We start from the raw sequence: 22617 nt of genomic DNA, 5'->3' as shown, positions 1-22617 counted from the left end.
CAAAAAACCACAGGAGACAAGCATGCGTTCGACAACGACGACAACCACAACAAGCCTCATGCGGAAGATGCTCGGCCTGGCACTGGGCCTCGCAAGCCTCGTGGCCGCGGCCCCCGCATCCGCCCAAACCCCCGCCGGCGGATGGCCGAGCAAGCCGATCCGCATCGTGGTGGGCTTCGCGCCCGGCACGCCGCCCGACATCTTCGCGCGCATGTATGGCGAGTACGCGGGCCGCAAGCTCGGCGTGCCCGTGATGATCGACAACCGGCCCGGCACCGCCGGCAACCTCGCCTCCGACACCGTCGCGAAGGCGCCCGCCGACGGCTACACCTTTCTGTACAACCTCTCGACGGCGTTCACGATCAATCCCTACATCTACAGCAAGCTGCCGTTCGACCCCGAGAAGGACCTGACCCCGGTCGCCACCACGATGCGCCAGGGTCTCGTGCTGATCGCCACCACCAAGTTCCCTGCCAAGACGCTCAAGGAACTCGTGGCCGCGGCGAAGGAGAAGCCGGGCACCTATTCGCACGCCTCCTACGGCGCGGGCAGCCCGTCGCAGCTCATCGTGGAGTCGCTCAAGGACGAGGTCGGCATCGACATGCTCCATGTGCCCTACCGCGCGAGCCCGATCGCCGACCTGGTCGGCGGCCAGGTCGACACGCTGATGGAGCCGATCGCCACCGGCTACCCGCTGATCAGCGCCGGCCGCGTGAAGGCACTGGCCTACTCGGGACCGGAGCGTCACCCCGCGCTGCCCGACGTGCCTACGCTGTCCGAGGCGATGCCCGGCTACTCGATGATGTCGTGGCACGGCATCTGGGCGCCCGCGGCCACGCCTGCGGCGGTGCTCGAGCGCTTCAACGCGGTGTTCGTGGAGGCGAGCAAGGACCCCGACCTGGCCCGCCGCATCCGCGAGCTCAACAGCGAGCCGCTCGGCGTGACGCGCGCGGAAATGACGGCGATGGTGCGCCGCGATGCCGAGATCTACAGCCGCGTGGTGAAGGCGCGCAACATCCGCGTCGATTAGGGCGGAATCGGCGAGAGGCCGGGCGCTTGCATGGCCGCCATCGCCAGCAGCGTCTCGCCGAACCCGCCCCGCGCACGCGGGTCGGTGCGCGCGCTCGTCACGACGCGCGGGCCCGCGCTCCAGGCGATGCTGGCGCCCGCGGCCTCGAGCGCCTCCACCAGCGCCACGTCTTCGCTGCACGCCAGCGGCGAGAAGCCACCGGCGCGAAGGTAGGCCGCGGTCGAGACGCCCAAGTTGGCGCCGTGCACGTGCCGATGGCCATCGGCGCGGTTGTAACGCCCTTCGAAGAACGCGCGCACGGCTTCATCGTTGGCGCCGTGGGCAGTCCAGTCGTTCACCTCCACGCAGCCGCACACGGCATCGGCGCCTTCCGCGAGCTGCATCACCAGCCAGTCGCGCGAAACCATGGTGTCGGCATCGGTGAAGGCGAGCCAGCGCGCGCCGGCCGAGATGCATAGCTCGGCGCCCCGCGCGCGGGCCACGCCCACGTTGCGCGCGGCCAGCTTCAGGCACGCGACGCCGTGCGCATCGACCACGTCTTCAGTGCCGTCGCTGCAGCTGTCGAGCACGACCACCACTTCGACGGCTTCGCCATGCAGGCCCGGGTGCGCCGCGGCCGAGCGCAGCGCGTCCAGCGCGGCGCCGATGCGCTCGCATTCGTTGTGCGCGGGGACGATGACGCCGATCAACGGATGCCGTCCCGCTGCGCCACCGAGCGCGGGTCGCGAGACCACACTTGCAGCACGAAGTCGTCTTCCTCGTGGAGCACGAGCCGCGCAAGGCCAAGATCGGCAAGGATGCTGTGCGCATCGGCCGTTGCCAAAGCGCGCTGCGCGAAGCCCGGCCGCCAGTCGCATGCGACCAGCGTACCCTCGGCGAGCAGAGAGGTCGCGCAGCATTCGGCGACGCGCTGCATCTCGGCGCGCTGCAGGAAGTAACCCACTTCGCTGAGCACGATGAGGTCGAAGCCGCCCGCATCGTGTGGCCAGCCCTCGGGAATGGCGTGGCGGTCGACGCGCACCTGCGGGAATGATTCGGTGCGCTTGCGCGCGATCGTGACCGCCTGGTCCGAGAAGTCGCTGGCCACGAGCTCGTCGCAGCGCGGCGCGAGCGCGAACGTCAGTTCGCCGATGCCGCAGCCCGGTTCATAGGCACGCCGAAAGCGTGCCTGCGGCAACGCGGCCAGCAGCACTGCGCGCTTGCGGGCCTCGTACCAGCGCTCGCGCACCGCGTAGGGGTCGTCGCTCTCGGCATAGAGCGCATCGAAATAAGGAAGCCGATCCTGCACCGCGCTCACAGGAACATGACCTCGTAGGGGCGCGCGGCGCGCGCCACGGTGCTGGCGCGCAGCACGGGCCCCGCGCCGGTTGAAGCGTCGAACCGCAGCTGGCTCGTGAAGGCGCGAACGGCCGCGCGCTTGCGCCGCACCGCTTCGCCGCTGAGGGGAAGGCGGACCGCGTTCTTCCAAGGCATGCGCGCGTCGCCGGGCTGCGACCAATGCCAGCCCCAGACCGGCACTTCGACGAGCCGGGCACCCGCGGCGGCCGAGGCCAGCGCACAGGCTTCGCCGGTCGCTTCATGGTCCGGGTGCCCGTCCCCGCGCCAGGTGGTAAAGACCACGTCGCGCGGACGCAGCAGCGGCACGAGCCGCGCGGCCAGCAGCGCGCGCAGGGCCTGGAGCCCGCCGTCGGGCAGTGCTAGGCGCAAGGGTTCGATCGCCAGGCCGAGCCGCCGCAATGCACGCATTGTTTCGCGCGGGCGGACCTGCGCCAGCCGGTCGGCGGACCATTCCGCCGAGCCGGCATGGCTCGCCGTGCCGTCGGTCACGGCGATCAGTTGCACCGGCGTGCCGCGATCCGCCAGTTGCGCGAGCAGGCCGCCCACCGCAAGCACTTCGTCGTCGGGGTGCGGCGCCACAACCACGGCACGCGACCCGTGCTCCGGGACCAGGGTGTCCAGGTCGACGGCGGGCAAATCGGCCAGGCCGGCCCAGCGATGCCATTCGGCCTCGCTGGTGCCTTCGCCCCCGATTACCCTGCGCGCTACAGGCGCCATGCCGATACCTCCTCGGGGGTACCAGCGGTGCCCGCCTCGCCGTCCGCATCCACCGACAGGTGTCCGAGCGCGGCCAGGTCGCGCTCGGCATGGCTCTGGCGCAGAAAGACGGGCAGGTCGGCCATGGCGTGCGCGAACTTCGCGTCGCGGCACAGCGGGCCGGCGCCGACCGCGCGGCCGGCGTGATGGATCACCTCCAGCGCCGCCTGTTCCACGGCCAGGCGAACGCGCCGCGCCGGACGCTCGGCGTCGCCTTGCGGATGGCGGTCGATCCACGCCGCGGTTTCGCGCAGCAGCGCAGCCGCACTGCACATGGCCACCTCGATGGCGCCGAGGTGCGCGAGCCGGTGCGCGTCGGCCTTGGCGCCGGTGGCTTGGCGCACCTGCCGTGCGATGCCCGATGCGCCACCGAACCAGCATGCGGCGATACCCGCCCCGCCTTGCCAGAAACCTGGCCGGCGCACGTAGTCGCCGGGCCGTCCGATCAGCGTGGCGCGCGCGCCGTCGAAGCGGACATCGACACTCGCGCACGCGGCCATGCCCACCGCGTGCCAGCCTTCGTCCGTGACGCGAACGCCCGGCTCGGTCATGCCCACGGCGGCGAGGCAGGGCTCGCCAGCGGCGTTCCAGCCACTCACGAGTGCGTGCGTCACCTGGCTCGCGCCAGAACACCAGGCCTTGGTTCCGTGCAGGCGGACTACGGGTCCCTCGCCTCGGGCATCGGCTTCGAAGGCGAGCCGCGCGTCGGGCGGCTCGGCACACCATGTGCCCCAGCGGGCGCCCGGCAGCGTGGCCGGCGCGCCGCCCAACTCCGCCAGGATGGCCAGCGCATCGGTGTGCCCTTCAAAGAGCTTGACCAGCGAGAGATCGTGCGCAGCCACGGCGGCGAGCGCGCGCCAGCGCGCCAGCGTGTGGCCTGCGCCGGGGCGCGGCAGCTTGTCGGCGCCCGCTTCGACGAGGTGCGCGAGCCTCAGGCTCCGGCCATGGCGCGATGCGAGCGATGAAAAGAGGTCCCAAGTCGGGCCGATGTCGAGCATGAGCCGAGCGTAGGAAACGGAAATGAGCGGGCCCGTCGGCGGGGAGCCTCGCACGTTGTAGGCGCTCAGCCGTGGCGCAGCCGCGCTGCCGCGGCGGTGCCTGCTAGGTCCGTCGCACTTCCATCACCCCATGCTCGGCGGCCTGTTCGTAGACGGCAGGCACGCGCGTGGCCAGGTGCAGCAGGATGCGCGGCGCCTGGGTGCGGACCGACCAGCGCAGCAGAATGCCGGCCGCCACCAGTGCGCCGCCGAGCCATGGATGGCCCGCAAGCGCCGCGGCGATGCCGGGGCCGACGAGCGCCATCGCGAGCACCGTGGCGTACGTGCGATGCGAGACGAAGGGCGCCGCCAGCTTGGGATTGACGATGACCCGGAAGCGCCCCTGCGGAAGTCCCTGGCGGAACTCCTCGAAGGGGATGTATTCGGCGGTCTCCTGCGGATCGTTCGTTCGGGTCATGCCCGCATTCTGGCGCCAAACCGGCCGCGCACCGCACAAACGAGCGCCCCGTGCGCCGCGATACGATGGCGGCCATGTCGCCGCGCGCCCTTCTTCTTCTCGTCTCGGCCATGCTGCCCGTGGCGGCGCTGGCGCCCGCCGGCGCCGCGCATGCGCAGGCCCAGGAGGAAACCCTTTCGATGAGCTTCGACGCCGCGCGTGCGCGCATGCGCGACCGTTCCGACAAGCTCGCGGCCGCGCGCGCCGGCGTCGAGTCGAAGCAACTGCAGGGCGAAGGCCTCAAGGGCCTTGGCGGTCCGGTGCTGAGCGTTTCGGGCCTGGCCTATGCATACAACGCCAACCTGAACCTCGACCTCGATCCGCTCAACCAGCGCATCGGCCAGATCGGCCAGGCGCTGCCTTCATCGCTGCAGGGCCTGGTCGCGCGCGTGCCGATCCCGCAGCTGCCCAACAGCTACACGCTCAACCGGCACGACACCGGCGCCAACGCGTCGGTGTCGGCCGTCTGGCCGATCTACCTGGGCGGCGCGACCGAGGCGGTGCGCGGCTTCGTGTCGGCCCAGACGCGCGAGGCCGAAGCCGACGCCGACCAAGCCAGCCACGAGGTCGAGACGGTGCTGGTGCAGCGCTACTTCGGCGCCCAGCTCGCGCAGCGCGCCGCCATGTTGCGGGCGCAGGCCGAGCGCACCATCGCGCAGCACGACGCGGCGGCGCAGAAGATGCTCGCGGCCGGCGTGATCTCGCGCGTCGAAAGGCTGCAGGCCAGCGCCGCCTACGAAGAGGCACGGCGCAATGCGCGCAAGGCCGAGGACGATGCCGCACTGGCCGCCGTGGCGCTTGCGCGCACGGTGCGCGCCGAGGGCATGATCGCGCCACAGACGCCGCTCTTCGTGTCGAGCCAGCCGGTCGAGCCGCTGTCGTACTTCATCGACGCGGCGCTGCTGCGCCATCCGGGCCTCGGCAAGGTGGCGGCCAAGAAGATGCAGGCCGAGCAGCTGCACGAAGGCGAGGAGGCGCTGCGCCGGCCGCAGGTCATCGCCTTCGGCACGCGCCAGCTCAAGAGCGGCAATGCCGACTGGGTGGCCGGCCTGGGCGTGCGCTGGACGCTCTACGACGCGGTCGACCGCGACGCGCTCGCGGCGTCTTCGCAGAAGCAGGTCGAGCAGGCCGAGCGCACCGGCGCACAGGCCCGCAGCGACATCTCGCTCTTGGTCGAGCGCAACTGGCGCGCGCTGGAGAACGCGCGCCGGCAATACCTGGGCATGCAGGCCGCCATCGACCTGGCCGAGGAAGTGCGCAGGCTGCGCGTGGCCGGGCTGCGCGAGGGCACCAGCACCACGCTCGACCTGATCGACGCCGAGACCAACCATGCGAAGGTGCTGACCGAACGCGCGCAGGCCGCGAACGACTACGTGCAGGCGCTCGCGCAGTTGCTCGAGAGCGCGGGCCTGTCCGAGAAATTTTCCGACTACATCGCACGCGCCGACCTGAGGGTGAACGACCAATGACAACAAGTGCCAAGACCCGCCGACTGATCGCCATCGGCCTGGCGCTGGGCCTGCTCGTGCTGCTGGTGTGGGGCTTCTGGCGCGCGGCGCAGCCGCCGCCCGAGGTGTTCCAGGGCCAGATGGAAGCGCGCGAGACCGACATCGCCGGCAAGGTGACCGGCCGCATCGCCGAGGTGCTGGTGAAGGAAGGCGATCGCATCCAGGCCGGTGCGCTGCTCATCCGCATGGACAGCCCCGAGGTCGCGGCCAAGATCGCGCAGGCCACCGCGGCGCAGCAGGCCGCCGAGGCCGTGGCACGCAAGGCGCAGAACGGCGCGCGGCCGCAAGAAGTGGAGATGGCGCGCATGCAGTGGCAGCGCGCCGAAACCGCCGCGCAGCTCGCGCAAACCTCGTTGCGCCGCGTCGACGGGCTGGCGCGCGAAGGCCTGGTGGCCGAGCAGAAGCGCGACGAGGCCGAGGCCAACTGGAAAGCCTCGCGCGACGCGGCCCTTGCGGCCAAGGCCCAGTACGACATGGCACGCATCGGCGCCCGACCCGAGGACAAGGCCGCCGCCGACGCGCAGGTGCGCCAGGTCACCGGCGTGCTCGCCGAGGCCGAGGCGGCCCAGGCCGAGACCGAACTGCGCAGCCCCGTGGCGGGCGAGGTCGCGAAGGTGCTGGCCCGGGTCGGCGAGCTGTCGCCGCAGGGCGTGGCCGTGGTCACGGTGGTCGACCTCAACGACCAGTGGGTGGTGCTCAACGTGCGCGAGGACCGGCTCGCGCGCTTTGCCGTCGGCAGCGAGTTCGATGCGGTGCTGCCTGCGCTGCCCGAGGCCGCACGCAGCGCCCGCTTCAAGGTGCACTACAGCGCCGCCCTGCCCGACTTCGCCACCTGGCGCGCCACGCGCGGCGGCGCGGGCTTCGACGTGCGCACCTTCGAAGTCCGCGCACGGCCGCTGCAGCCGATCGCCGGTGCGCGGCCGGGCATGAGCGTGCTGGTCGACTAGGGCCGGTCAACACCATGCGCGGGTTCGCTGCAGCCAGTGCCCGGCGCGAGTTCGCGCTGCTGCGCACGCGGCCCTGGGACCTGGCCATGGTCAGCTGGGTGCCGCTGCTAGCGGTGACGCTCATCTGGTGGATTTTTTCTGCCGGCCTGCCGAACCGCCTGCCGATCGGCGTGCTCGACCAGGACCATTCCGCGCTCTCGCGCCAGCTGGTGCGCTTTCTCGAGGCGACCCCCGGCCTGCGCGTCACGCAGCAGTACGCCGACGAGGCCGCCATGGCGCGTGCGCTCACCAGCGGCGCGGTCGATGCCGCGGTGCAGCTGCCGCGTGAACTCAGCCGCGACGTGAAGCAGGGGCGCACCGGACACGTGGTGCTGCTGCACAACGCGCAGCTGGGCTCGCACTCGAGCCTGATCCAGCGCGACGTGCGCACCGCCGTGGCCACCGTGTCGGCGGGCGTGGAGCTGGCCGTGCGCAACAAGCGCGGCGAATCGATGGCCGGCGCGCGCCGCAGCATGGAGCCGATCCGCGCCAGCACCGTGGCGCTGTTCAACACCTCGCTCGACTACGAGCAGTTTCTCGGCGCCGCGCTGATCCCGGCGCTGCTGCACATCCTGGCGATGACCGCGGGCGCCTGGACCGTGGGCCGCGAGCTGCGCGACCGCAGCCTCGGTGCATGGCTCGGTGCCGCGCCGCGCTGGCGCGAAGCGCTGGCCGCGCTGGCGGGCAAGCTCGCACTGCCGTTCGCGAGCCTTGCGGCCGTGGGCATCGCCGGCATGTTGTGGGTCACTGGCGGGCGCGGCTGGCATCCGGCCGGCTCGCTCGGATGGACGCTGTTCGCGCTGGCGGTGTTCCTGGCGCTGTCGATCGCGCTCGGCGCCTTCGCCGCCGGCATCACGCGCTCGCTGCGCACCGCGCTGTCGGCCACCGGCTTCATCACGGCGCCGGCCTTCGCTTTCGGCGGCGTGGGGTTCCCGCTCGTCGCGATGCCGTTCTTTGCGCAGGCCTGGGCGCTGCTGCTGCCGTACACGCACTACATCCGGGTGCAGATGGAGCAGCTCCAGATGGGGGCGCCGCTCATGTACTCGCTGGCGGCGCCGCTCTGGATGGCGCTCGCCACCGCGCTGTTGCTGGCCGCCTCCGCCGTGGCACTGGCACGTGCCGCGCGTGCGCCGGAAACATGGGGAGGCCGCTGATGCGCGAGGCCTTCCGCGACACCGCACGGACCGTGCTGCGCGACAAGGGCGTGCTGCTGATCATGCTGCTCGCGCCGCTGATCTACGGCTTCTTCTATCCGTGGCCTTATGGCGACCAGGCGGTGACGCGCGTGCCGGTGGCCGTGGTCGACCAGGACCACAGTGCGCTGTCGCGCCAGGTCACGCGTTTCGCGCAGGCCAACCCGCGGCTCGACGTGCGCATGCTCACCGGCGACCTGCACGCGGCGCAGCAGGCGCTCTGGCGCGGCGAGATCGAGGGCTACGCGCTGCTGCCCGCCGACCTCAAGCGCGACGTGCTGCGCGGTGCCGGCGCGGTGGTCACCATCGAAGGCAACGGCGCCTATGCGCTGCTCAACAAGGCAGTGCTCTACGGCTTCTCGGAAGCGGTCGGCACGGTTTCGGCCGGCGTCGAGATCCGCAAGCTGCAGGCCGGCGGCCAGGGCGCGCTGCAGGCGGCGGCGAGCCGCAGCCCGCTCGACACCGAGCTGGTGGCGCTGTTCAACCCGACCGAAGGCTACGGCAGCTACGTGGTGCCGGCGGTCGCGCTGCTGATCCTGCAGCAGACGCTGCTGATGGGCTGCGCGATGCTCGCGGGCACCTGGGCCGAGGCCGGCCGGCTGCGCGCCACCGCGGGCGCCTGGCTCGGCCGGCTCGCTGCGCTCACAGGCTTCGGCCTGCTGAGCGGGCTCTTCTATTTTGGCTGGGTGTTCTGGCTGCAGGACTACCCGCGCGGCGGCAATCCGCTCGGCGCGCTGGTGCTGCTGGCTTTCTACGTGCCCGCGATCTGCACGCTCGGCCTGCTGCTGGGCTGCTGGTTGCGCGACCGCGAGCGCGCGCTGCAGGTGCTGTTGTTCACCGCCCTGCCGATGGCGTTCCTGTCGGGCTTCTCCTGGCCGGTCGAGGCCCTGCCCGGTCCACTGCAGGTGCTGCGCTGGATCTTCCCGAGCACGGCCGGCATCCAGGCGTCGCTGCGGCTCAACCAGATGGGCGCACCGCTGCACGACGTGCTGCCGCATCTGGCGGTGCTGGCGGGCCTGGCACTGGCCGGACTGGCTGCGCTGCTGTGGGTTGCGCGGCCCGTCGGTGGCCGCCGCCGGGCCGAGGCACAGGCAAGGCCGTGACCCGCGGCGCCTCCGTGCGGCGCCACGGCCTCACCACTTGACCCGAACGCCGAGCGTGCCGTTGACCGCGCTCTTCACCTTGGCGCTGCCGCCCGAGGACCACAGCTTGCCCAGCTCGCCGTAGATGCTGGTGCGCTGGCCGAGCGCCAGCGTGAAGCCGCCTGCGAGCTCGGTGCTCGTGCCGCCGCTCGGCGCCGCGATGCCGGTGCGCGTGACGCCGTTCACGAACTGCGCAAGGTCGGTGCCGCTCGACGTCCTGTAGACGTTGACGCGGCCGTACGGCTGAAGCGTGCCCATACCCGTGTCGACGTGGCCCTTGACCCGCAGACCCGCGCGCGCGATCCAGCCGCTGTCTGCGCGCGGCTGCACCACCGCGCCGGCGATCGCCGCGTCGTCCAGGTCGAGGTGCTGGTGAATCAGCTGCAGCTGCGGCTCGATCTGCCAGCCGCCCGCGCCGAGCGCGAAGGCCTGGCCGACTTCCATCGAACCGAGCAGGCTGTTGCCCCTGCCTTCCACTCCGCTGCCGAAGCCCGGCCGCACCGTGTACCTGTGGCGGCCGGACTGCACCACCGCATCGGCGTGGAAGCCGTTGTCGCCGGTGAAGGTGCCGTACACGCCGAAGTACTGGCTGCGCAGGTCGTTGCGGCCCGCGTACAGGCCGGCCACGCCGCTCGCGAAGCCGTTCACCGTCGCGTCGCCATCGAGCTGGCCCACGTAGAGACCGGCGCGCCAGTTCGGCGTCGCCAGCAGGTCGGTGCCGGCCTGGAAGCCCGTGAGATCGCCCTTGCTGGTCGGCGAGACCGTGCCGCCCTGGCGAATGTCGAGGTCGGCGGAGAGCACGCGCCCCCACGCGCGGCGCCCGGTGCCGGTCGTCAGCGCGGCCGTGCCCTTCACGTCGTCGTCGCCCACGCGCCTGCGCAGATCGCCGAGCATCGCGAGGTTGCTCTGGCGCAGCTGGTTCGGCAGCGCGGCGTAGAGCGAGGCTTCGGCGCGGTAGGTGACGATGGGGACGATGCTCGGCGCGCTCGGCACACCGGGCTCGCCGGGCACCTCCGGCGTGGCGCCGGGGAGCGTCGAGCGCAGGTACCAGTTCTCGCCCGCGCCGGCAGCGTCGGCCGCGTGCAGCCGGTACTCGTAGGCGCCCGCATCGACATGGCCGCCTTCGAGCGCGAACGCATCCCGGGTGGTCTGCGCGGTGGTCGTGGCGCCGTTCTGCGCCGTGATCACCTCGATGCCGTTGCCGCTCGTGAGCGCGCCCAGGCCGGCGAGCTGCGCGAACTGCACACGCGTGGTGCCGGTCGCCGCGCCGCCGTCGATCACGAGGCGGTCCGACGGGCCCGTCGCGCCGAGCGCTGTGCCGAGCCTGAGCACGCCGTTGCTTCCGACGTAGTTGCCGCGGACCGTGAGCGTCGTGCCCGGCGCGCTGCCGGCCAGCGACACGGTGCCGCTGTTGGCGAGCGACGCCACCGTCTGGCTGAAGCCCGCGAGGTCGAGTGTGGCCCCCGCCGCCACGCTGTGCGCCGAGCCGGCGCTGAAGGTGTTGGCCGCGCCGGCGCGCAGCGTGCCGTTTGCCACGTTCGTCGCGCCCGTGTAGGTGTTCGCGCCCGAGAGCGTGAGCGTGCCTGTGCCTTCCTTGGTGATGAAGCCGCCGCCGCTGATGGCGCCGGAAAGCGTGCCACCGAACGCGCCGGTGTCGATGACCGGATCGTTCCGGCCCGTGAGCGCGAGCGCGTTCGCGATCTCCAGGCCATCGGCCGCGAAGCCTAGCGTGGTGCCGTCGTCCATCGCGAGCGTGCCGGTGCCGAGCGCCTGGCCGTGGCCCACATCGAGGCGGCCTTGCTTGAGCGCTGTGCCGCCGGTGTAGGTGTTGGCGCCCGACAGCGTGAGCGTGCCGCTGCCGATCTTGACGATCGCGCCGCCCACGCCCGAGATCGTGCCCGACACCTCGGTGCTCGTGTTCAGCCCGCCCGTCGTCAGCGCCTTGGCACCGAGGATCACGTCGCCCGCGCCCGACAGCGCGCCGATGGCGATGCCGTCGTTGGTGAGCGAGCGGATGCGCAGGCGGCCGCCGGCCTGGTTGACCACGGTGGCCTGGTCGGCGGTGGCGCGGTCGAAGATGTCGATCAGGCCGCCGCCTTCGTTGACGAAGGTGGCCCCGCCCGCGCTCGCATCGTCGAGCAGGTTGATCGCGCCGCCGGCGAAATTGGTGATGTGCGCCTTGCCGGCGGTGGCGTTGAACCAGAGCGTGGTGTTCCCGCCGCGGTTCTCGATCACGGCATTGCCGGCGCTCGCGCCGTCGCGGAAATCGGCCGACGCATCGGTGTGCGTGACGATGTGGGCGTGGCCCGCGGAACTCTTGTCGCCGAATTGAACGAAGCCTGCGTTGTCGGTGGGCAGCGCGCCGCGCGCGGCCACGTCGATGGCCAGCTTGCCCGCATCGGCCGTGCCGCCGAACAGGAGCGACGCATTGCCGGCCACTGAAACGGGGCCGTTGCCCAGCGCCCCGGTCACTTGCGCCTGCAGGCTCCCGGCAGCGACGTTCGTGCCGCCCGCATAGCTATTGGCCGCGCCCAGTGCGAGCGTGCCGAGCCCCGTCTTGACGAGCGCACCCGCACCCGAGACCTCGCCGTCGAGCGTGAGCGTGCGGGTCGGGTCGACCTCGAAGCCACCTGCACCTGCGCCGGCGCCGGCGCCGGCGCCGAGAGAGACCGTCCGCGCCGACGTGATCGTGCCGCTCGCGCGCAGCGTGCCGCCGTCGAGCGTGAGACCGCCCGTGGCCGCACCCAGATTGCTGTCGGACGAGATCTGCAGCGTGCCGGCGCGCACCGCGGTGCCGCCGCCATAGGTGTTGGTGCCGGTGAGCGCGAGCGTGCCACTGCCGGTCTTGGCGAGGCCGTCGGTGCCCGCGACGACGCTGTCGATCGTCGCCGTCCAGCCGGCGCTTGCGCCGCTGCCGTCGCCCACGCGCACTTCGACCGGGCCCGGCGACGCCTTGTCGGCCACCAGCGCGAGCGTGCCGCCCGAGACCCGATAGCCATCGCTCGCGAACTGCATGCCGCTGGCGATGACCGGGCCATCGGTGGTGTCGACCACGACGTTGCCGGCCGCGCCGCCGAAGATCGCGAAGCCCGGCTGCTGGAGCGGGCCGCTGGCGATGCCGCCCTCGTCGGCCCAGTTGGGCGCGGTGGCCGACCACGTGCCGCTGCCTCCACCCATCTGGGTCGGGCTGGCCAGGCCGTTGCCGTTCCAGAAGTTGAGCGTATAGCCGGCGGCGGTGATCAGGTTGATCTGCTTGCTGCCCGTGAGGATCTGCACCGTGCTGCCGGCGGGCGGCGCAAAGCCGCTGCCCGACATCGACAATTTGCCGCCCCAGCGGAACAGGTTGTACAGGCCCGGCCCGATGCCGCCCGCATCGCGCACGTTCAGCGTGGCATCGCCGAGCGACAGGTTGCCGCCCACCGCCACGTTGTCACCCTGCCCCGGCACCGCCGCCAGCCCGCTCGGCGCGCCCAGGTCGAAGTCGAGCTGGCTGCCGCTCGCGAGCGACAGGTCGCCGTCGATGCGCAGCGCACCGATGCCGTTGCCGGCCGCGGGGTCGCCCGCGGCCAGGTGGCCACCGCTCGCCACGGTGACGCTGCCGCCGATGCGGCCGAAGCCGCTGAGCGTCGCGCCGTCGTCGACGTTCACCGCGCCCGCAACGCTTGCGCCGCTGTCGGCCGCAGTGCCGCCCACCGCCAGGCGCCCGCTGCGCACCTGGGTCGCGCCCGTGTAGCTGTTGACACCGTTGAGGAACAAGGTGCCGCTGCCCTGCTTTTCGAGGCCGCCGCTGCCGGAGATCTCCCCGCTGAAGACGCTGCTCGATGCGTTGCCCGCCGTGAGCGTCGTCGCGCCCATGTCCACGCGCCCGCTGCCGCTGAGCGCGCCGATCGTGAGGGCACCGCTGTCGACCTGCCGGATGCGGAAGCGGGCGCTGTCTTCCACGTGCACGGAACCGGTAGGCGCCAGCGCGCCATCGCCCTCCACCGCCAGCGTGCCGCCCGAGATCACCGTGCCGCCCAGGTGGGTGGCCGCGCCGGCGAGCACCTGGACGCCCGTGCCGCTCTTGTGCAGCGTGCCGCTGCCACTGATTTCGCCGTTGAAGAAAGAGCTGGTGCCGCCCGACAGCGTGAGCGACTTGGCGCCCAGCACCACCGCGCCGCCGCCGGCCAGCGCGTTCACGGCCGTGCCAGTACCCGTGATGGCCGACACATCGAAGGTGGCGCCGGTGCTCACGTCGAGCAGGCTGCCCGCAGGCAGCGCACCGTTGTCAGCGAGGGCCAGCGTGCCGGCACCGATGCGCGTCGCGCCCGCGTAGCTGGACGCGCCGCGCAGCGTGAGGGTGCCGGCAAGGCTCTTCTGCAGGCTGCCCGCACCCTCGATCGCGCCCGAAAAATCGCCGGCCGCGACGGCCAGGGTCGTCGCGGCCTGGCTGCCCGTGTTGACCGTGCCCGCGCCCTGCAGGTTGCGCACCGGCAGTACGGCCGTGGCGTGGTCGTTGAAGTCCAGCGTCGCGCCGCTTGCCACGAAGGTCGTCGGGGCCTTGCTCGTCATGGCGGGAACCGCAGCGGCGCTCGCAGCGCGCAAAGTGCCGAAATCGACGCGCAGGTCATGCTGCGAGAACAAGCCCGTTGCGCTTGCGATTTCGACGATGCCGGTGTTGCCGAGCGAGCCGATGTTCAGCGCCGAGCCGTAGTCGATGTAGCCATCGAATCGCAGCGTCGTGCCGGCGGCCGCCGATACCGTGGCCGGGCCGGCCAGGCGGACGGTGTTGCTCACGGTGGTCGAGGCAGCGCCCCGGACCTCGGCGTTTGAAATCGAAAGATCACCCGCACCCAGCGACGACCCGCTGGCGATGGCGAGCACGCCCTGTTCGACGCGCGTGCCGCCCGTGTGGGTGTTGGCGCCCGAGAGCGAGAGCGTTCCCGCACCGACCTTGACGAGCGAGCCGCCGCCAGACAGCGCACCCGACATCGTCGCATTGAAGCCATTGGTATCGAGCGTGGAACCCTTGCCCGTGAGCGTGGCGTCCATCGCGGACACGAGACTGCTGTTGACGACCCGCAGCGTGCCGCCGGACCAGTTGAAGGCGCCGCTGGCGCCCGCGTTGGCCGGAACCAGCGCGTACAGGCCGCCCGTCTCCAGCGTGCCGCCGACGTCCAGATTGAGTGTGCCTTGGGCGCCAGGCTGCAGACCGACCTCGATGGTGCTGGCGCGTACGGTGCCGCCGCTGCGGATGGTCAACGTCCCGGTACCGGCAAAGCCGACCAACAACCCGCCGCTTACGTCGACGCGCGAGCCTGCGCCCTCAACCAGCATCGTGGTTGGGCCACCGTCGCCATCTATAAAGATCCTGGCCGAATTGAGGATGCCGCCGTTGGTGACGGAAAGCCCGCCCGCTGCGCTTCGGCCGAGCGACAGATAGTTGGTCTCGGCGCTGAACAAGCCGCCGGTAATCTGCGCGGTGCCCGGCGTGGAGATCTCCACGTCATCGCTGCGGGTCGGCACGGCGCCGGTGCTCCAGTTGGCCGCATCGAACCAGTCTCCGGGCACTGGCGCCAGCCACGTCTGCGCATGGCCGGCCGGCGACATGAGCGCGCCGAGCAGCGTGGCGCCCAGGAGCAGCGCGGCACGAAGCGCCGGCGGCCCGCCACTCGAGGATTTCGCGGTTTCCGAAACAGCTTGGCGTGCGCCGGTGCGGCGATTGATGACGATGCGGTGGGTACGGTTCATGGGAGGAGTCGATGAGCAGCGCCGCACCGGATGGGCTGAAGGCAGGGCCGCAAGAAAGAGAGGCGGTCTGCAGAACGAGAAGCAAGCCATTGCGGGCGCTCTCTCCTGGAACTCGACCGGCGAACTGCTGTTAATTGTTACGTGTGTAGCGAAATATCGCAACGTGTAACTTTTTGACTATAAGACAGGAGTTGCTCAAGGCCGCGGGACCCTCGCCGCGGACAGGTACATCGCGGTGGTGCCGGCCGATGCGTGGCCGAGGTTCTTTTGCACCACCTGCACCGGCAGCGGCGCCTGCCCTTCCCTGCCGCGCAGCGCGTGCGCGCCGTGCGTGTGGCGCAGCCAGTGCGTGCTGGCCTTGCGCAACTGCTGCTGCGCTTGCTGGCCCTCGAGGCGTTCGGCGGCCTGCGCGAGAAAGGCCTTGATCGCCTGGTACAGCCCGGAGGCCGACCAGGCGACTGGCCGCAGTTGCGCATCGAAGCGCGCGAGCACCGGCACGCCCTGGTTGCCGGGCGCATCCACCTGCAGGTCGAGGCCGTGCCGCGCGAGCTCTTCGCTCAGTTCATGCACCAGCTCGGCCGGTACCGGCACCTGCCGGCGGCGCGCGCCCCGGCCTGCCACCGACAGCGTCCAGGCCGTCCCCGTGCCGGTGTCGGGCGGCTTCAGGTCGCCGCAACGCAGCGCCGTCACCTCGCCCAGGCGAAGCCCGGTGGCATAGAGCCAGCGCATCGCGCGACGCAGGCGGCGGCCGGCCTGCGTGTCCGCATGGCCGCGCAGCAGCGCATCGACGTGGTCCCACTGTTCGAAGCTCAGCGTGCGGCTTGCGCCGAGCGGCAGTGGCCGCTCGGGCGGCAGTGCCACGTCGTCGAAGGGATTGGCGACCAGGTAGCGTTGGCCCACGAGAAACGCGAACAGGCTGCGCAGGATGATCAGCGACTGCCGCAGCGCCACCGGCGTGAGCGCGCCCTCGAGCGGCCGCCATGACGCCGACCAGCGCTGGTGATGCCGGGGCCCGCACCAGGCCGGCGGCGGGTCGGCCAGAAACGCCCGGTAGGCGTCGACGTCCTCGCGCGCGAGCGACGACAGCGCCGTTCCGCGCTCCAGCACGGCCCAGAGCAGCAGCCGCTCGGCTTCCTTGCGGTACGAGCGCTGCGTGGACGACAGCGCGCCGGCGGCTTCGCACCTTGCGCCCTTTGCGGCGAGCCAGGCGCCGATCGCTTCATGGTCGTCGGCCGCCTGCAGCAGGCAGTCTTCGGGCGGCGCGCGAAAGCGCCCGGTGCGCCCGTCGAGCCCGGCCGGCAGCACGAACTTCTCGTACGGCACCAGCGCCGTCGCGGGCGGCACCACGGCCGCCAGCGCGCCAGGGCTCAGCTGCGAGCGCGGCTGCACCGCATGCGGGCCGACCCGCAGGCCGAGCACCTGCTCGTGGGCATGCAGCCACTCGAGGATGCGCGCGGCCTTGGATTCGCCCACGCCGGGCACCTGCACCCACCAGCGCGCGCCCGCGAGGTTGATGCGCGCCACCAGCGCCTCGAGCGTCGGCAGGCCGGCGCGCTCGAGCCGTGCGGCGAGTGCCGGATGCAGCCACGCCGCCGCGCTGTCGCCGGGCCGCGGGTCCTGCGCGACCAGGTCTTCGAGCCAGCGCAGCGCCTCGAGCTGGCGCGCGATGACGCGCGCGCGGCGCGAGGGCTGCGCACTGCCCTGCCCTGCGCCGCCCCGCGCCTGCGGAAAGGCGGCCTCGTAGGCCTCGACCTGCTCGGCTTCGGAGAAATCGGCAAGGCCCTGGGCTTCGGCGAACTCGGCGAGGCTCGGCAGCGCGGGCGACGCGGTGAATCGCTCGGGATCGAGCAGGATCAGCCGCGCGGTGCCCGGCTTGTGCTCGCGCCGCGCCGCGGCCGCGAAGGCGTCTCGGATCCAGGCGATGGTGCGCCGCACCGTGCGCAGGTCGACATGCTCGCCCTCGAGGCGCAAGTAGCGCTCCCAGCTCGCGCGCTCGTCGACCCCCTGGGCCAGCGCCCGCATGAACGCGAAGTGGCCGCGATGGAGTTTGCGCGGCGCGGTCTTCTTCACGTGGGGGTGTTGGAATCGGCCGGTGCCTGCCAGAACTTCCACCAGGGCCGCGGCGGAACCGGTGCTTCGGGTGGCAATTGCTGGAGGTTGCTGGCGCGCACACGCTGGCGCAGCTCGACTTCGAGGGCGTGAGCCACGCCGTACGCATCGCGCTCGCCGCGCGACGCACGCGCTCGCCACTCCACGGCCAGCTGCTCGAGTTCGGCGTCATCGAGGCTTTGCAGCTCTTCCTGGGTGGGCATGGCCGGTTGGTTCATGGGCGCTCCCGGCGGGCGCCGGCCGGGGCCGGCATCGGGCGCAGATCGTAGGTCCGCGTCAAGGTCATCTGAAATTGTCGTTGGGTGTAGCCATTGGGTGGGAATGCTATCGGTGCCAAAGGAGGGCACGGCGCATGCGCCGCGCCTTTTTGGCGACATTGTGCAATCGCATAATCATCAATCTCTATTCTAGGTGCTTTGCGGCCTAGATTCGAGAATCGAATGTCGGGAAATGCGCTAAGTCGTTGATCTGCATGGCTCTTTTTGCTTCGGCCCGGCGCTGGAGGCGCCGCTTGCATCCGGTTCGGAGAGACTGGTTGCATTGCCGGCGCCAAGTGCGCGGCACGGCAGGAGATCGGAGGATGGAGGCAAGGCGAATGAAGGATGTTAGCGCACACATTCATATGCCGCTCGTCTCGATTCCCATGACGGCTTGTCGACGCGCGCATGAAAGCCCGCGGTTGACAGGCCCAGCCCCCGCCATGCCGCGGATCGCGCCTCCTCTGCCCTCCTCCGCTCCTCCGCTCCGGCGCACCTGCGGGCTGCGAGCAACTGCCGGCAATTCCCAACGGCACTCACATTACGAGGTCCTACCCTTGTTCAGCCAAGCATCTGCACCTTCTGCAGCACCTCCGAGATCGCCTTGATGAGCGCCTCCGTCGGCGGCTGGGCCGCCACGCTCGGCAGCAGCGTGAGCGTCACCGCACCATCGGTGCCCCGCACGCATGAGCCCACGGTCTTGCCCTCGCTCTGGATTGCGATCTTCTGCGGCTTCGCGCCGGGCTCGTTGCCCAGCAGCCGCGCCACGACGACGGCCGGCAACAGCTTCTGTCCGCGCACCTTCTCTGCCCGCTTGAGCACGCTGCGGCGGTCCTTGTCGAGCGCCGCGTTGAGTTGTTCCGCATGGCGGTACTGGATCTCGAGCGGGCTGCGGAAGCATTCGACGACGGCCGACGGTAGCTGCGCCACGATCAACGCCTTGCGCACCCAGGTGTGGCTGACGCCGAGCTTCTCGGCCATCTGGCGCTGTGTCGGGAACAGCTGCTCCTCGAGCGCACGCTGGTACATCACGCCCTGTTCGTACGGCGAGAGATCGGCGCGCTCGCGGTTCTCGCGGTCCATGGCCGCGAACAGTTCGGCGTCGCCGAGCTCGTCGACCCAGATCGCCGCCAGCACCGGAATGCCAAGCTCCAGGCAGGCCCGGTGCCGGCGATGGCCGAAGACCAGCTCGTAGCGGTCGGGCTGGTCCGGCAGCGCCCGCACGAGGATCGGCTGCACATTGCCGCCGGCCTGCTCGATGTCGGCCTTGAGCCCTGCGAACTCGGCGTTCTCGAACGAGGCCGGATGCCGGTTGGCCCAGCGCGAGGCGCGGATGCTCGACGGGTCGAGCTTGCGCGTGGGCGTCGAGTCGTCGTAGTGCCGAAGCCGCTCCCGAAGGGTCGCCAGCTCGCCCTCCACCGCCTGCATCTGGCCGCGGAACGCGAGCATCTGGCCCGGACCGGTGCGCGGCGCGAACTGGCCCGGCTGTGCCGGTGGAAACCTGGTTTCCACGGCGGCACCGGGCATGGCCGGCGGGATCGGCGCGGCAGCCGGAAACGCTGCAGCCGGGCTGGGGGCCGGAGCGGGCTCCGGAAGCGAGAGTCCCGCTGTGAGCGCTTCGAGACGTTTACGCGTGCTGGCCATTGGGACCTCCATTGCAGTGGAAACCTGGTTTCCACGCCGAGCGCGTGGTGCGATTGAACGATGCATGCGGACCCGCGTCCGCTCCGGGCCGGCGTGGAAACCAGGTTTCCACGGCCGCGCCCCGAATCAGGTGGAAACCAGGTTTCCACGCGCCGCGTGCGGCGGCACACCGGCCGCTCACGAGATCGGCCGACGCACTCATTGCATCTCCCCCTTGTCGGCCCAGCTGCTCACCACAGACTGCTCGACCAGGTCGACGAAAGAGTCGTAGGCATCGGCCGCGCGCTTGTAGGTCTTGGCGGCACCCTCGTATTTCTGTACGTCGTAGACGGTCGCGAACTCGGCCGCCTTGTTGCTCGTCACGCTTGTCTTGGGAATCTCGACGGGCAGCGTGTACTCGCCATAGGTCGCCTGGATCCACTGCCGGACCGCCGGCGTGGCCGGGTCGCTCGGGTCGACCCGGCTGAGCAGCACGTGCAGGAAGTCGAAGGCCTTGCCCGCGCGCTCGCCGCTCTGCGCATCGAGGTTGCCGCCCAGGTCGGCGAGCAGCGACCAGAACTGGGCCGACGATGCGAAGTCGAGGCCCGACGGCGGCACCGGTACGATGATCCCGTTGGCGGCCCAGAGGCCGTTGATGGTCACATAAGACAGCGACGGCGGCGTATCGATGACGATCACGTCGTAGAGATCGCGCACGCTCTCGAGTCCGGCATTGAGCACGTCCCAGAACCGCGCACCCGGCTCCTGCATCTGGCGCGCTGGGAGCGCGAACTCGGCCGAGAACAGGAACGGTGCGGCGGCCACCAGATCGAGGCCGTCCCAGTAGGTGGAGCGGATCGCATAGCGGATGTCGGACTGGCTGCCGTCGCACAGCGGCGCGATCGTCATGTCCTCGCTGATCTCCGCCTCGGGCAGCAGGCCGTGCAGGGTGGTCAGCGATCCCTGGGGATCGGTGTCGATGGCCAGCACGCGGTGGCCGCGCAGGCTCAGGCCCTGTGCCAGCACCATCGCGGTGGTCGTCTTGGCGACGCCGCCCTTGAAGTTGCCGACCGCGATGGTGAAGGCCTTCTTGCCCGCGGGACGCATCTTGTCGGCACGGTAGGTGCGGGTCCAGGTGCGCAGTTCGCTGAGCTCGAAGTTGCGCTTGCCGCCAGCCGGCGTGAGGCGCCCGCTCGGCAGATCGTCCTTGGTGATGCGGTAGGCCACATGCGCCTTGTCAACGCCGCACAATGCCGCCAGCTGCGCGGTAGAGTAGACGGGCGGGATCTTGCGCGCCTCGGGCGCGAGGAGCCGGCCGCGAATCTGCTCGACCATCGAGCCGGCTCGCGCGGCCAGGGCTGCGATGCGCGCCATGTCGATGCGCGCGCGCGGCGGAGAGGCAAGCGCGACGGGAAGGGGGGCCGTGGAAACCTGGTTTCCACCAGCAGCCGGTGTGGGCGACGCCATAGAGAATAGCCTTATTAGACGGAATCCGGCCATTCTATGAGAATCCGTCGAATGAACAAGATCTGCGATAAACATCGTGCATATCGCCGATCCAAGTGTGAGAGCGATTGGGGACCAAGGTGAGGAGGATTGGGATTCCGACCTCGGGCGGTTGCCGCAGGGCACCCCGGAACCCCGATCGAGGTGCCCCGGGACCCGCCCAGCGACGCCAGCGGGTGCGCCAGCGCCTGCAACGCGTGTGCAAGCGCCCTGCGGGCCTGCCGCGCCCCTTGTCCACTCACATCAAATCCCATCCGTTCCCACATCAGCGGGCGCCAAATCCCTTTCGTTCTCACATTCAATCCCATCCGTTCTCACACTCATTCCCAGCGCTACTCACAGTTCCGCTTGCAAGTGGCTGTCGCCATTGAAGAAACAGGACCGTCAACTCTTCAATATCCCAAGTGTTCTTCTTCAAAGTCTCAAGGCACCGCTGCATGAACCTGTGAATTGACCCATTCACAAATCCGCGGCATGATGTGAAATAAACGATCTCCCGGAAAAACCCATGGAAGAGGGCGAAGCGCCACGGCCGCCGCCGAAACCGCCTGCCGTCACCGACGAGCAGAGCGTGGCCAAGGCCAACGAGGCCATCGCCATCCGCCCGAAGCGGGGCCGGCTCACGCTGCTGTCGCGGCGCATCTACAACGCGCTGCTGTACCACTCGCAGAAACAGGGCGTCGACGAGCCCGTCTACAAGCTGGCGCTCAGCGAGCTGATCGGCGATGCCCGCTTCAACTCCAACAACACCGAACTCCTGAAGTCGCACCTGCGCGACATGCAGGCCACGACCATCGAATGGTCGACCAGCGGCGCAGGCCTGAAGCGCTGGGTTTCCTCGCAGCTGCTCGGCACCGTGTCGATCGAAGAGCAGGGCAGGGGCCGGCCCTGCACCATCACCTGGCGCTATCCCGAGGAGATCCGCGAACGCCTTGTCAAGCCGCACCAGTACACCCGCGTACTGCTCGAGATCAGCGCCCAGATGCGCAGCTACCCCGCGGCCGTGCTGTACGAGATCGGCGCGCGCTATCTCACCTCGCCGAGCCGCCTGTCGATGCGCGAGGACGTGCTCTGGTGGGCCGCCGTGCTCACCGGCCGCAGCGACATCACCGAGGTCGACTACCGCTTCCTCAAGCGCGACGTGATCAGCAAGGCGCTGGCCGAGATCGAGGCGCTCTGCGAAGATTTCAGCCTCGAGCTGATCGAGCACAAGCGCGGCCGGCGCATCGAGGAGATCCAGTTCAGGGTCGTGCCGAAGCTGCAGCAGCGCCTCGGCACGGCCGACGACCCGAGCCGAAACGTCTTCGACCTTGAACTGGTCGGCAAGCTCATCGCGCTCGGCCTGAAGCAGGAGGAGGCGCAGGACCTCTACGCGACCACCGACGAAGGCCAGTTGCGCGCCACGCTCGAGCATGTGGAACAGCGGCTGCGCAGCCAGGCGCTGCCGACGCTCAAGTCGCCCGCGGCCTATTTCAAGGACGCCCTCAAGAAGGGCTATGCCGGCGTCAAGGGCGAGCCCGAGCCCGCCGCGTCAGGCGGTCCAGGCGGCCCGGCCGCGGCGCCTCCCGCGCCCGTGCTCGACAGCCAGGACCGCATGCACCGGATACGCGAACTCTGGGACAACGACCGCATGCAGAAGGCGAGGGGGCTCTACCAGGAGATGCCCGAGGCCATGCAGGCCGAGATGCGCACGCGCTTCGAGGCCGAGCGCCTGCCAGCCATCGCAGCACCGATCGCGCGCGCCTGGCGCCGCGACGGACCGGCCAGCCGCATCGCGGCCACGACCTTCCACCGCTGGCTCGCGCAGACCACCTGGCCCGAGGAACCCTCCGACCGGGTGCTGCTGGACTTTGCGCTGGCGCAGGGCGTGGCGGGGATGTGAGCACGGAGGCGAGGTGATCTCTCAATCGCTGTGTTGAGTGTGTGCTCACCTTCGACTGATGCT

The 22617-nt window shown here is 70.7% G+C and carries 16 protein-coding genes; 6 read left to right on the top strand and 10 right to left on the bottom strand.

Annotated features, from left to right (window positions below; translation table 11 throughout):
- Positions 1-58: 58 nt before the first annotated feature.
- Positions 59-1030 (top strand): Bug family tripartite tricarboxylate transporter substrate binding protein, encoded by a 972-nt coding sequence (locus AC3A6G_RS14860; protein WP_487860144.1) that lies wholly within the window; start codon positions 59-61, stop codon positions 1028-1030.
- On the opposite strand, the gene AC3A6G_RS14855 is transcribed toward AC3A6G_RS14860, so the two are convergent.
- The 5 genes from AC3A6G_RS14855 to AC3A6G_RS14835 form a co-directional block, all read right to left on the bottom strand.
- On the bottom strand, positions 1027-1719 hold the full coding sequence (locus AC3A6G_RS14855; protein WP_487860145.1) for a glycosyltransferase family 2 protein: 693 nt from the start codon (positions 1717-1719) through the stop codon (positions 1027-1029). The genes AC3A6G_RS14860 and AC3A6G_RS14855 overlap by 4 nt on opposite strands.
- Complete coding sequence (locus AC3A6G_RS14850; RefSeq protein WP_487860146.1) at positions 1716-2327, bottom strand: methyltransferase; 612 nt, start codon at positions 2325-2327, stop codon at positions 1716-1718. Before AC3A6G_RS14850 ends, AC3A6G_RS14855 begins: the two co-directional genes overlap by 4 nt.
- Positions 2324-3085 (bottom strand): PIG-L deacetylase family protein, encoded by a 762-nt coding sequence (locus AC3A6G_RS14845; protein WP_487860147.1) that lies wholly within the window; start codon positions 3083-3085, stop codon positions 2324-2326. The genes AC3A6G_RS14850 and AC3A6G_RS14845 overlap by 4 nt, the downstream gene beginning before the upstream one ends.
- On the bottom strand, positions 3073-4122 hold the full coding sequence (locus AC3A6G_RS14840) for an acyl-CoA dehydrogenase (protein WP_487860148.1): 1050 nt from the start codon (positions 4120-4122) through the stop codon (positions 3073-3075). Before AC3A6G_RS14840 ends, AC3A6G_RS14845 begins: the two co-directional genes overlap by 13 nt.
- Positions 4123-4225: 103 nt before the next feature.
- Positions 4226-4579 carry a hypothetical protein gene (locus tag AC3A6G_RS14835; RefSeq protein ID WP_487860149.1) on the bottom strand — a complete coding sequence of 118 codons (354 nt, stop codon included), beginning with the start codon at positions 4577-4579 and terminating at the stop codon, positions 4226-4228.
- 50 nt (positions 4580-4629) lie between these two features.
- On the opposite strand from AC3A6G_RS14835, the gene AC3A6G_RS14830 reads away from it, so the two are divergent.
- Genes AC3A6G_RS14830 through AC3A6G_RS14815 form a run of 4 tightly spaced genes read left to right on the top strand, consistent with a single transcriptional unit; the run spans position 4630 to position 9408 of the window.
- On the top strand, positions 4630-6087 hold the full coding sequence (locus tag AC3A6G_RS14830; RefSeq protein WP_487860150.1) for a TolC family protein: 1458 nt from the start codon (positions 4630-4632) through the stop codon (positions 6085-6087).
- A complete protein-coding gene (locus tag AC3A6G_RS14825) occupies positions 6084-7073 on the top strand; it encodes an HlyD family secretion protein (protein ID WP_487860151.1) in 990 nt (329 codons plus the stop codon). Before AC3A6G_RS14830 ends, AC3A6G_RS14825 begins: the two co-directional genes overlap by 4 nt.
- A gap of 14 nt (positions 7074-7087) precedes the next feature.
- Positions 7088-8266, top strand: coding sequence for an ABC transporter permease (locus AC3A6G_RS14820; protein ID WP_487860152.1), 1179 nt, complete (start codon positions 7088-7090; stop codon positions 8264-8266).
- The gene (locus AC3A6G_RS14815; RefSeq protein ID WP_487860153.1) at positions 8266-9408 is read left to right on the top strand and encodes an ABC transporter permease; all 1143 of its coding nucleotides are present in this window, start codon (positions 8266-8268) and stop codon (positions 9406-9408) included. Before AC3A6G_RS14820 ends, AC3A6G_RS14815 begins: the two co-directional genes overlap by 1 nt.
- Positions 9409-9438: 30 nt before the next feature.
- Here AC3A6G_RS14815 and AC3A6G_RS14810 read toward each other — a convergent pair whose 3' ends face one another.
- From AC3A6G_RS14810 to AC3A6G_RS14790, 5 genes are all read right to left on the bottom strand, one after another.
- The gene (locus AC3A6G_RS14810; RefSeq protein WP_487860154.1) at positions 9439-15177 is read right to left on the bottom strand and encodes an autotransporter-associated beta strand repeat-containing protein; all 5739 of its coding nucleotides are present in this window, start codon (positions 15175-15177) and stop codon (positions 9439-9441) included.
- A gap of 195 nt (positions 15178-15372) precedes the next feature.
- Positions 15373-17247, bottom strand: a complete 1875-nt coding sequence (locus tag AC3A6G_RS14805; RefSeq protein ID WP_487860155.1) for a site-specific integrase — start codon at positions 17245-17247, stop codon at positions 15373-15375.
- On the bottom strand, positions 17244-17504 hold the full coding sequence (locus AC3A6G_RS14800) for a hypothetical protein (protein ID WP_487860156.1): 261 nt from the start codon (positions 17502-17504) through the stop codon (positions 17244-17246). Before AC3A6G_RS14800 ends, AC3A6G_RS14805 begins: the two co-directional genes overlap by 4 nt.
- A gap of 600 nt (positions 17505-18104) precedes the next feature.
- A complete protein-coding gene (locus AC3A6G_RS14795) occupies positions 18105-19055 on the bottom strand; it encodes a ParB/RepB/Spo0J family partition protein (protein WP_487860157.1) in 951 nt (316 codons plus the stop codon).
- A 330-nt stretch (positions 19056-19385) separates the two neighbouring features.
- Complete coding sequence (locus AC3A6G_RS14790) at positions 19386-20540, bottom strand: AAA family ATPase (RefSeq protein ID WP_487860158.1); 1155 nt, start codon at positions 20538-20540, stop codon at positions 19386-19388.
- Positions 20541-21180: 640 nt separating this feature from the next.
- On the opposite strand from AC3A6G_RS14790, the gene AC3A6G_RS14785 reads away from it, so the two are divergent.
- The gene (locus tag AC3A6G_RS14785; protein WP_487860159.1) at positions 21181-22554 is read left to right on the top strand and encodes a RepB family plasmid replication initiator protein; all 1374 of its coding nucleotides are present in this window, start codon (positions 21181-21183) and stop codon (positions 22552-22554) included.
- Positions 22555-22617: the final 63 nt, after the last annotated feature.

The organism is Variovorax sp. Soil_C_26 (assembly GCF_057657075.1).
The sequence above is the reverse complement of the archived record's forward strand: the minus strand, read 5'-3'. Positions and strand labels throughout refer to the sequence as shown.

What these genes read in the sequence shown, in the direction of transcription:
- AC3A6G_RS14815 (WP_487860153.1), top strand. Translation starts at nt 8,266, where the DNA reads ATGCGCGAGGCCTTCCGCGACACCGCACGGACCGTGCTGCGCGACAAG.
- AC3A6G_RS14825 (WP_487860151.1), top strand. Translation starts at nt 6,084, where the DNA reads ATGACAACAAGTGCCAAGACCCGCCGACTGATCGCCATCGGCCTGGCG.
- AC3A6G_RS14845 (WP_487860147.1), bottom strand. Translation starts at nt 3,085, where the DNA reads ATGGCGCCTGTAGCGCGCAGGGTAATCGGGGGCGAAGGCACCAGCGAG.
- AC3A6G_RS14790 (WP_487860158.1), bottom strand. Translation starts at nt 20,540, where the DNA reads ATGGCGCGCATCGCAGCCCTGGCCGCGCGAGCCGGCTCGATGGTCGAG.
- AC3A6G_RS14785 (WP_487860159.1), top strand. Translation starts at nt 21,181, where the DNA reads ATGGAAGAGGGCGAAGCGCCACGGCCGCCGCCGAAACCGCCTGCCGTC.
- AC3A6G_RS14860 (WP_487860144.1), top strand. Translation starts at nt 59, where the DNA reads ATGCGGAAGATGCTCGGCCTGGCACTGGGCCTCGCAAGCCTCGTGGCC.
- AC3A6G_RS14840 (WP_487860148.1), bottom strand. Translation starts at nt 4,122, where the DNA reads ATGCTCGACATCGGCCCGACTTGGGACCTCTTTTCATCGCTCGCATCG.
- AC3A6G_RS14820 (WP_487860152.1), top strand. Translation starts at nt 7,088, where the DNA reads ATGCGCGGGTTCGCTGCAGCCAGTGCCCGGCGCGAGTTCGCGCTGCTG.
- AC3A6G_RS14835 (WP_487860149.1), bottom strand. Translation starts at nt 4,579, where the DNA reads ATGACCCGAACGAACGATCCGCAGGAGACCGCCGAATACATCCCCTTC.
- AC3A6G_RS14810 (WP_487860154.1), bottom strand. Translation starts at nt 15,177, where the DNA reads ATGAACCGTACCCACCGCATCGTCATCAATCGCCGCACCGGCGCACGC.
- AC3A6G_RS14800 (WP_487860156.1), bottom strand. Translation starts at nt 17,504, where the DNA reads ATGAACCAACCGGCCATGCCCACCCAGGAAGAGCTGCAAAGCCTCGAT.